At 40.8% G+C, this 9,828-nt stretch carries 6 protein-coding genes; 2 read left to right on the forward strand and 4 right to left on the reverse strand.

Features of this window, described 5'->3' with window-relative positions:
• Positions 1 to 174: 174 nt before the first annotated feature.
• The 3 genes from G626_RS0114680 to G626_RS0114690 all read right to left on the reverse strand — a co-directional run bounded on the left by G626_RS0114680 (position 175) and on the right by G626_RS0114690 (position 3,749).
• Positions 175 to 1,809 carry an extracellular solute-binding protein gene (locus G626_RS0114680; protein ID WP_022933541.1) on the reverse strand — a complete coding sequence of 545 codons (1,635 nt, stop codon included), beginning with the start codon at positions 1,807 to 1,809 and terminating at the stop codon, positions 175 to 177.
• A gap of 63 nt (positions 1,810 to 1,872) precedes the next feature.
• Positions 1,873 to 2,757 (reverse strand): carbohydrate ABC transporter permease, encoded by an 885-nt coding sequence (locus G626_RS0114685; protein ID WP_022933542.1) that lies wholly within the window; start codon positions 2,755 to 2,757, stop codon positions 1,873 to 1,875.
• Positions 2,758 to 2,777: 20 nt separating this feature from the next.
• Complete coding sequence (locus tag G626_RS0114690) at positions 2,778 to 3,749, reverse strand: ABC transporter permease (protein WP_022933543.1); 972 nt, start codon at positions 3,747 to 3,749, stop codon at positions 2,778 to 2,780.
• Positions 3,750 to 3,992: 243 nt separating this feature from the next.
• Here G626_RS0114690 and G626_RS0114695 point away from each other — a divergent pair, with 243 nt between their 5' ends.
• On the forward strand, positions 3,993 to 7,418 hold the full coding sequence (locus tag G626_RS0114695; protein ID WP_022933544.1) for a hypothetical protein: 3,426 nt from the start codon (positions 3,993 to 3,995) through the stop codon (positions 7,416 to 7,418).
• Between the two features lie 102 nt (positions 7,419 to 7,520).
• On the opposite strand, the gene G626_RS17000 is transcribed toward G626_RS0114695, so the two are convergent.
• Positions 7,521 to 9,386: a methyl-accepting chemotaxis protein gene (locus tag G626_RS17000; RefSeq protein ID WP_022933545.1), complete on the reverse strand. Its 1,866-nt coding sequence runs from the start codon at positions 9,384 to 9,386 to the stop codon at positions 7,521 to 7,523.
• A 200-nt stretch (positions 9,387 to 9,586) separates the two neighbouring features.
• Here G626_RS17000 and G626_RS0114705 point away from each other — a divergent pair.
• Positions 9,587 to 9,828: hypothetical protein (locus G626_RS0114705; protein ID WP_027727189.1), on the forward strand; the 242-nt coding region annotated here is incomplete at its 3' end.

Genomic DNA, 9,828 nt, shown 5'->3' on the forward strand with positions numbered 1-9,828 from the left:
TTCTGTTAAATCTTGTTATACTTTTTCCACCCATACAGAAATTCTAATAGATTTTAGAATTTTTAAATAGTAGGTTCCTTAAGTTGATGATGTTGGGCGTTGCGGGGGTGTCCCCCGCAGAGAGGGTAGGCGGCAACATCGTGCCGCCGCAGGGGGAGACTTCCCCCTCCTTACTTACATACCAAGCTTCTTCTTGTTAGCGTTCATCAATACAGTCTGAGCATCGATAACCTTATCGATTCCCTTGTCTTTCTTATACTGGTTGAACTCAGCAACGATCTTGTCGAACTCAGCTTCTGAACCTGCACGAATCAACTGTGGAAGAACCTTACCCCAACGGCGCTGGATGTCTTCGTAAATAAGCTGTTCATCTGAACCAACTGGAAGTGTAAGTCCGTCGTATGCTGCATATGAGTGTACGTATGGACGTGTCCAGAGCTGTGGCTGTGCAAGAGATGGAGCATAGTCTGCACCAAACTGTGCCTGCCAAGCTGTATCCATAAGCATCCAGTATGTATACTGAACACCAATGTCTGTTTCCTGCTTGTTCTTATCTGTCTTATCAAGTTCAGCAACTTCTGGTGTAAGCTTTGGAACTCCGTTTTCGATTGTGTATGTTTCACCTTCGATACCGAAGTTTGTATCCATCTGACCTTCTTCTGAAATAAGGTAAGAAAGGAACTGAATAGCACGAGCTGGATCTTTACAGTTCTTTGAAATCAAAGTTACTGTCCAACCTGCAATACCGCCACCAGCGAGAACTGGATCATCACCCTTAGAGTTCTTTGGACCATCTACAGCAATGTAGATAGAGTTTGGATCACGTGCATAAAGAGCGTTCTGTGGAGCCTGCATATCCCAGTTCTGGTAAAGGAGACAGAAGTAGCGGCCCTGAGCTGCTTTCTCTTCAATCTGGCTTCTCTTGTCTACGAATACGTCTGTAGCAAAGAGACCTTCTTCGTGAGCCTGGCGGAACATTTTCATCCAGCGGAGATACTCTGGATCATCTGTAAGACCGAGGTCTGCATTTACGAATTTACCATCTTTTTCTGGAGCAATTGCAAGGAAGTGTGCAAGGTAACCCTGGAGCTGTGAACATCCTGTATCACCGAATTCGTTTGTTCCGAATGGGATAAGTGACTGTCCGTTTACAGTTGGGAACTTAGCCTTTGCAGCGCGGAGTGCGTTGAGGAATCCCTCTGGAGTTGTCATGTCTGGGCTTCCGAGAGCTTCGTACATATCTTTACGAACAAGGAAAGTTTCGTTTGAAGTAAGTTTACCCTGATACTTTTCGTAGTCTGTTGAAGTATAAGATGCGTTTGGATATCCATAGATGTGTCCATCAGCCTGGCGGTACCAGCCTACCTTTACAGGGTCTGTAACCTTCCAGAAGTATGGATCATACTTGTCTGCGAGTTCATCGAGTGAATACAGAAGATCTGCATCAATCATCATAGGAATCTGACCTTCCCACCATCCCAAAGTAATGAGATCTGGAAGAGCGTCACCAGCGATCATAGCATTCAATTTTTCTGCTTCATTTCCAGCAGGAACAATGAAGTTTACATCTACACCAGTTTTCTGTGTGATGTACTTAGAAACCTTTGAGTCTCCCCAATGGCGAGCAAACCAGCTGAAGTTAATGTACCAGTCAAACTTAATTGGCTTGTCTGCATTTGCTTTCCAGCCAGCTACTTCAGCAGATTTCTTTGCTTCTGCTTTTGGGGCAGCTTCTTTCTTGCTGCAGCCAACGAGTGACATTGCAGCAACCATAGCAAAACCTAATGCTACTACCTTGAATTTTTTCATATTTATTTCCTCCTATAAATATTATCAAAGTCGTGTCATTGTCGGGCTTGACCCGACAATCTATTAACCCTTAATCGAACCAATCAACATTCCCTTTACAAAGTATTTCTGCAGGAATGGATATACACACATAATCGGGAAGGTTGTTACAACCATGGTTGCAAGACGAACCGACTGTGAGCTAACCTGCTGAGCAGAAACGCCGGCAGGCATTGCAACAACTGCCTTAGAAGCAGAAGCACTGGCTACAACGCGATAGAGATAAGTCTGAATCGGCTGTAATTCTGATTTGTTGATGTACATAACTCCGGCAAAGTAATCGTTCCAGTGACCTACTCCGTTGAACAAAGCAATTGTTGCAATTACCGGCATAGATAAAGGGAGTATAATTTTTATAAAAATCAGCATGTCGTTTGCACCGTCGAGTTTTGCAGATTCTTCGAGTCCTGCAGGAAGGCCGCGGAAGAAAGACATGAAGATTATCATGTTATAAAAGTTGAACAAGCTTGGAATGATATAAACCAGGAAGTTGTCGTAAAGACCAAGGTTCTTCAACGTAATGAAGTAAGGAATCAAACCGCCACCAAAGAACATTGTGATTGTTCCGATGATTGTATAAACCTTATTTCCCATAATGTGCTTTTTAGAGAAAGCGTATCCAACCATTGCTGTGAAGAAAACGCTTGTAACTGTACCTATAACAGTTCTCAAAACTGTAATCATAAAAGCTCGGATAATTGTTTTATCCTGGAAAACAGTTTTATAACTCTGGAGACTAAACTTTCTAGGGAACCAGTAAATACCACCACGAAGTGCATCATTTGAATCATTGAAAGAAATGATGATTGTGTACCATACCGGATAGAGAGCTGCAAAGCAAAGCAATACCATAATTGCTCCGATGATAATGTCTCCAGTTGTAATTCTATTTAATTTTGAATGTGCCATAATCTAAATCCTCCAGCCTCTTAGAACAACGATGTGTCGTTCAGCTTCTTGGTAACCTGATTTGCAATGAACAACAGGATGAATGCAATTACCGACTTAAACAAACCGATAGCCGAAGCATATGAATATCTCATACCTCGCATAGCAGTCTGGTAAACATAGATATCAAGTACGTTACTGCGTGGTGCATTCAAAGGATTATTCAAAACCAAAATCTGATCGAAGTTTGTATTCAAAAGACCACCAACAGCAAGAATGAACATAATTGTTACTGTAGGTGCAATAGAAGGAAGGGTAATTGTCCAGATCTGCTTCCAGCGGCTTGCACCGTCAACCTTTGCAGCTTCATACATTTCCTGATCAATTCCGGAAATTGCAGCAAGGTAAATAATTGCAGACCAGCCAAGTTCCTTCCACAAATCTGAAAGAACTGTAATAGCCCAGAAATACTTAGGATAAGCAAGGAAGGCAACTCCTTCTTTCAACAATCCCATCTTAATAAGAAGTTCGTTGAAAAGTCCGCCTTCACCAAGCCAGGTAGTAAGAATACCGCCAAGAACAACCCATGAAAGGAAGTGTGGCATATAAGTAATAGTCTGAACAGCTTTCTTGAATCTCATGTTTCTGACTTCGTTCAAAAGAAGTGCAAAAACAATCGGAAGAGTAAAGTTGAAAATCAATTTAAGAATACTGATTCCCAAAGTGTTAGCCATTACATTGAAAAATTCTTCATCTTTGAAGAAGTTCAAAAAGTGCTGAAAACCGCCGTTTGTTGCCCATGGTGTTGTGAAAAACTTTTTGCTGAACAATGGAGTTGTAATAAAAAAGTTTTTCTTAAAGGCAATAAGAATTCCATACATAGGGATGTAATTAAAAATGAGCATCCAAATGATTCCAAGAATAGCCATAAACTGCAGGTATTTTTCTTCGTGCAGTCTTACTAAGAAACTTTTCTTTGGAATTACTGGCAATTCATTGTTTTTCTTTTTCATGACAGTACCTCGCTTACAGTTTGGAGTATAAACTCGCAAGGCTTATCTGAAAAGTTTGTAAATTTTCATAAAGGTGTAAATATTTCGGTTTTTAACCGAATTTTGAACACCTTCTTATTGATTTATGAAAAATTGTGGTTTAGTTTTACGTTAGTAAGAAGTTTTTTTTATTGACCTGCGGGTTAGTACGCTTTTTGCGTACTGCCTGCGGGTTTTATTAGAATTAGTTCTGGAGGATTTAGAATGAAAAAAGCAAAGGGCTATTTTACAAACCTGGCTGGAGAAAACGAACAGTTTTACAAAATTGAAAATTATGATTGCATGGATGATTTCTTTATGACAATCACCTCTGCATCTGATATATGGAATTTCTGCTGGTCTCAGGGCGGAATTACTGCTGGTCGCATTGACTGTGATCATGCTGTTTTTCCTTATTACACAGCAGATAAAGTTAGTGATGCTAAAAGCTACACCGGCTCATACACCGCAATCCGCGTAGGAGAAGGTGACAAGGCCGTTTTGTGGGAACCATTTGCAAGTCTCAGTGCAAGTCCTGCTCTCCGACGTCTTGCTGAAAAAAATATCAGCCGCAACATCTATAAAAATGCAGCCGGAACAGAAGTTTGGTTTGAAGAAATAAATGATGATTTGAAGCTTGCCTTCCGCTATGGCTGGACTTCTTCTCCAAAATACGGCCTGGTAAAAAAGAGCGTAATTACAAATCTTTCAAATAATGCTGTAAGCGTAAAAGTGCTCGACGGCTGCCGCAACATTTTACCTGCCTGCGTAACTGCAGACTTCCAAAACAACAACAGCGTACTCCTCGATGCTTATAAAAAAACTGATTTAGACTCAGAAAGCCGCCTTGCACTTTTTGCAGTTTCTTCTATCGTAACTGATAAAGCAGAACCAAGCGAAGGCCTTTTTGCAAACGTAAGCTGGTTCAATACTGATGATCAGCTTTTCCTGAATCCTGAAGCACCTATCGAGTTTGCCGATTCCGGCAATGTTACAGCAATGAATGTTGTAAAAGGAAAAAGACCTGCAGCATATATTTGTAAGGAAGTGTCATTGCCTGCTGCTTCTTCGTCATTGCGAGCCGAAGGCGAAGCAATCCGCTGGTACCAGGTATTCGACACACGTCTTGACGCCGCAAAAATTGCTCTCCTCAAAAAAGAACTTAAAGACCGCTCTGCCCTCACTAAAGCCCTCGAAGCTGATATTGCCGACGGTAAAAAATTGATGGAAACATACATCGCAGAGGCAGACGGTTTCCAGCAGACAGCAGAAACAATGACCTGTGTACACCATTCAGAGAACGTTATGTTCAATATTATGCGCGGTGGTTTCTTTGCAAACGGAGGAAAAATCAACCTTTCAGACTTTGTAAAATTTGTAGGCCAGCGCAATAAGGCACTTGTAAAGACTGCTGAAAAAGTAACTGCTAAGGCTGCTGCCAGCGCAGATAAAGACGGCTTTGTAAATTACGGTGAACTCGAAGCTCCTGTTCAAAAGCTTATGAACCCACAGCTTAGCCGACTCTTCTACGAATACATGCCTCTTACCTTCAGCCGCCGCCACGGTGACCCAAGCCGTCCATGGAACCGCTTTAACATTCACCTGCGCGACGACAATGGAAACCCTATTTTGAACTACGAAGGAAACTGGCGCGACATCTTCCAGAACTGGGAAGCTCTTGCCTGGTCATATCCACAGTACATCAAAAACATGACTGCAAAATTCCTTAACGCCATGACAATCGAAGGCTTCAACCCTTACCGCATTTCCCGCGAAGGAATCGATTGGGAAATTCCTGAACCTGATAATCCATGGGCACAGATTGGTTACTGGGGCGACCATCAGGTTATCTATCTTCAGAAGCTGCTCGAAGTTTATGCAAAGCTCAACAAAAATCAGCTTGTAAGCGAGCTTGGCGAAAAAATCTACGCAAGCTCAAATGTTCCTTACAGAATCAATTCTTATAAAGACATTGTAAATGATCCAAGAAATACAATCGCCTTTGACCGTGAGCTCAGCACAAAGCTTAAGAGCATTGCGGCAAATGCTGGCTCAGATGCAAAGCTTGTAACTGATTCAGGAAACGCAGGCCAGGGTGATGTTGCAATGGTAACTCTCGCAACAAAGCTGCTTCAGGTTGTAATTGCCAAGATGGCAAACTTCATACCTGGTGGCGGAATCTGGCTCAACACTCAGCGCCCGGAATGGAACGATGCTAACAACGCTCTTGCAGGCTACGGACTTTCAATGGTAACTCTTTATTACCTGCACCGCTTTGTAAAATTCCTTATCAATATTTTTGAAGCTTCTGATGCAGAAAAATTTGAACTTCCATCTGCTGTTGCAGACTGCTTTAAGGAACTGGGAAAACTTTATACAGAAACTTCAGCTAAAAAGGCTGCAACAAATGCAGCCGCAAGAAAAGCGTTTGCAGATACAGAAGGAAAACTTTTTGAAAAAGAAAGAAACTCTCTTTACAAGAAGGGATACGGCACTTCAGAAAAGACTCTTAAAAAAGCAGATATTCTTGCAACCCTTAATTCAATCCTTGAACATATCAAAACAACAATCGAATTGAATCACCGAAAAGACGGACTTTATCATGCCTATAACACAATGAAGATTACAGGTTTTGATAAGGAAGGCCTCGGCGGAAAAATGGAAATCGAATACCTTCAGGAAATGCTCGAAGGACAGGTTGCTGTTCTTTCAAGCGGTCTTCTCGATGCAAAAGAAGCTCTTGAAGTTCTCAAGGCACTTCGCAAGAGCCGCATGTATGAACCACGTCAGAATTCTTATATGCTCTACCCTAACAAAGAGCTCGCTGATTTTGAAGCTAAAAATGTAATTAAGAGCGTAGAAGTTGAAGACCTTAGAGGCCTTATAGCTAAAACAGGTGATTCAATTCTTACTGTGGACTGCAATGGAAAATATCACTTCAATGGTGAGTTCCGCAATGTACGCTTCCTGCGTGAATTCTGTGAAAAGCTGCCGGCAAGCCAGAAGCCAAAGGCAAAAGAGCTTGCTGCTCTCGAAGCCCTTTACGAAAAGACCTTCAACCACCAGAGCTTTACAGGACGAAGTGGAACCTTCTATGCTTACGAAGGACTTGGAAGTATTTACTGGCATATGGTTTCTAAGTTGCTGCTGGCCGCTCAGGAAAACACTTTAGCTGCTGTAAAAGAGGGTGCTTCTGCCAATCTGGTTAAAGAGCTATGTGAGGCTTATTACGAAGTACGCGCCGGTATTGGATTTAATAAGGAAGCTGAAGTATACGGTGCCTTCCCTGCAGATCCTTATTCTCATACTCCATTCCAGCAGGGAGCAAAACAGCCTGGTATGACCGGTCAGGTAAAAGAAGAAGTTCTTACCCGCTGGGGCGAACTCGGACTTGATATTGTCGATGGCTGTGCAAGCTTTAAACCGGTAATCCTAAAGAAGTCAGAATTCTTTACAGAAGGAAAGGCTGCAGGAACCTTGTGCTTTACATGGTGCGGAACTCCGGTAGTATATAAACTAACTAACGATAGTTCGGCAATTACTGTAAACGGAAAACGCCGTGAAGGTTCTACCCTTACCGCAGCAGAAACTGCAGACCTCTTTGCCCGCAATGGAAAAATCAAAGAGATTACAGTTGAAGTTGTAATGTAAATAAAACAAGCCAAAAAAAAGGAGTGTCATCGCAAGACACTCCTTTTTTTGTTCTCACGTCATTGCGAGGAACGCAGTGACGAAGCAATCTATTTAATAATTCTAAATCTTAAACTTTCCAACTTCTGCTCTCAACGAACTGAAGTTTTTCTGGTTATCACTTGTAAGATTCATACATAATTCAACGGCCTTTGTAATCTGTCCGGAACCTGCAGCCATCTCATTCATAGAATCATTTATTTCGCGGGTAACATTTGCCAGGTTATTCATTTCCTGTCCAATCTGTTTTCCACCATCAAGAAGAATTGCTGAGTTACTTCTTACAATGTCTGTTGAAGTCTGGATCTCACTGATAGACTGGAGAACCTGTGTACTTCCTTCATTCTGTTCATCCATTGCATTCTTAATAACAGTTTCCTGTTCCTGAACCTTGTTTGTAAGATCAAAAATTACTTCAAACTGATTCTGTACAGACTTTGTATTATTAGAAACATTTTCAATTATTTCCTGAAGCTCACTCAGCTGAGTATTAATCTTTTTACCCTGTTCATTTGACTGTTCAGCCAGCTTACGAATTTCTCCGGCAACTACCGCAAATCCCTTACCTGCATCTCCTGCATGAGCCGCCTCAATAGCAGCGTTCATAGCAAGAAGGTTTGTCTGAGAAGCAATACTCTGAACAACAGAAGATGCCTCAACAAGTCCAGCTGATTTATCAAGAATTATATTTGCAAGCTTTGCAGCCTCATGAATCTGCTTACGACCATTTTCCGATTCTGCTCCAAGCTTCTGAACTGTAGCAGTGTTGTTCTCAAGAATCTGAGTTACTGAACGAATATTTGCTACCATTTCTTCAACTGCACTTGAAGAGGTTGAAACTCCATTAACCTGTGATTGTACACTTTCATTCAGCTCATTGATTTTCAAAATCATGTTCTGAATTGTCTGATCACTGTTGTTTACACCTGCTGCCTGATTTTCAACACGGGCTTTTACACTGTTAATATTTGCCATAATTTCTTCTATGGCAGAAGAAGTTTCTGTCATGCTGGTGCTTACATCATCTGCTGTATTTGCCGCAACAGAAACTGATTTATCAATATCTTTAAGCAGGCTCTGAGTTGTATCTTTAAATGAATTCAAGTCATTAATAAGAAGACCAAATTCATCACGGCTTTCTACCAGAAGTGACTTACCTGTATAATCATTTGCCGCAACCTGACGGGTAAAATCTGTAATCATTTTTACACGTCCGCTCATACCTCTTGCCTGCAGCAAACTACAGATAACAATAAAGGTTGCACCAATAATTCCTTCCGGGAAAACATAATGCCAGATTAAAGTTGAAACCGGAAGATCTGAAAGATTAGTTACAAAAACCGGTGTTACTGTAATCATAAGAGTTCCGATTGAAGTAAAGCCGCTGATAAGGCCGCTTCTCATAATCAAAGAAAGACCCTTAAACTCTTTACTGTAAGGAACTGAATAAAGAGACTCTTCCAAAGTCTGAAGAAAACGAATATAGAAAGTTGCCGAAATAACAATTACGTTACCAACACAGGTTGTATAAAGAGGGGCTGTATCAACTACAACACCCTTCATTCCGAATGAAAACTGTACCAGGGCCGCACAAACTGCTCCATTGGCAATTGCCGTTGCAAGAGTAATGTTCTGAAAGCTTTTTGCAAGCTTATTAATTTTTTTTACCGATGCAGGATCATCTGGATTAAATTTTTCAAAACGTTTTTTCTGAGAAAACCACCAGGTAAGAACAAAAGTAATAATACCTATACTTCCAAATAGGCCTGTTGCAGAAGCCATTCCTTTTAAGGTATCTGCGGGGCTAAATAACTTCAGATAAATGAAAGCCAGCCAGCTGCAGAAAAATGGTACAAAATATGTACACAAGTAGATAATAAACAGTTTTTTACTGAAAACTATGTCGGAAAGTTTTTGCTTGCTGTTCATGCTGTAAACTCCTTTATTAAACAACAATTTAAAGTATCTTTAAAATTATAACCCACCTTTGACAAAATAGCAAATATTGTCATAGACAATAACAAAAATGTAAGCAGTAAAATATAATGTCGTCAAAATAAAAGAAAAGGTTTCTTTGAACTGTTATAATTTTGTTACCACACAAAAACAATAACGGAGGAAAGAAACCTATGAAAACAATAGCAGAAAAGAAAAAAAAGTTCACCCATTTTAAATACGAAGAAAGACTTGTTCTTGAGTTTTATCTAAAGGGAACAAATCTCTTTCCTCGGATAACTGACACAGGTGAACTTGCTGCTATTTTCCATAAAAGCCGGCGAAGTATTCAAAGGGAGAAAAAAAGAGGAATGATAGAACATGAAACCTCTGTAACAAAGACAAAGTTTGAATACAATGCCGATTTTGCTCAGGC

Source organism: Treponema bryantii NK4A124 (genome assembly GCF_000421345.1).
GTDB classification, from domain to species: Bacteria; Spirochaetota; Spirochaetia; order Treponematales; family Treponemataceae; genus Treponema_D; species Treponema_D bryantii_B.

Coding starts and splice junctions, on each gene's coding strand:
- G626_RS0114680 (WP_022933541.1), bottom strand. CDS start 1,809: ATGAAAAAATTCAAGGTAGTAGCATTAGGTTTTGCTATGGTTGCTGCA.
- G626_RS0114685 (WP_022933542.1), bottom strand. CDS start 2,757: ATGGCACATTCAAAATTAAATAGAATTACAACTGGAGACATTATCATC.
- G626_RS0114690 (WP_022933543.1), bottom strand. CDS start 3,749: ATGAAAAAGAAAAACAATGAATTGCCAGTAATTCCAAAGAAAAGTTTC.
- G626_RS0114695 (WP_022933544.1), top strand. CDS start 3,993: ATGAAAAAAGCAAAGGGCTATTTTACAAACCTGGCTGGAGAAAACGAA.
- G626_RS17000 (WP_022933545.1), bottom strand. CDS start 9,386: ATGAACAGCAAGCAAAAACTTTCCGACATAGTTTTCAGTAAAAAACTG.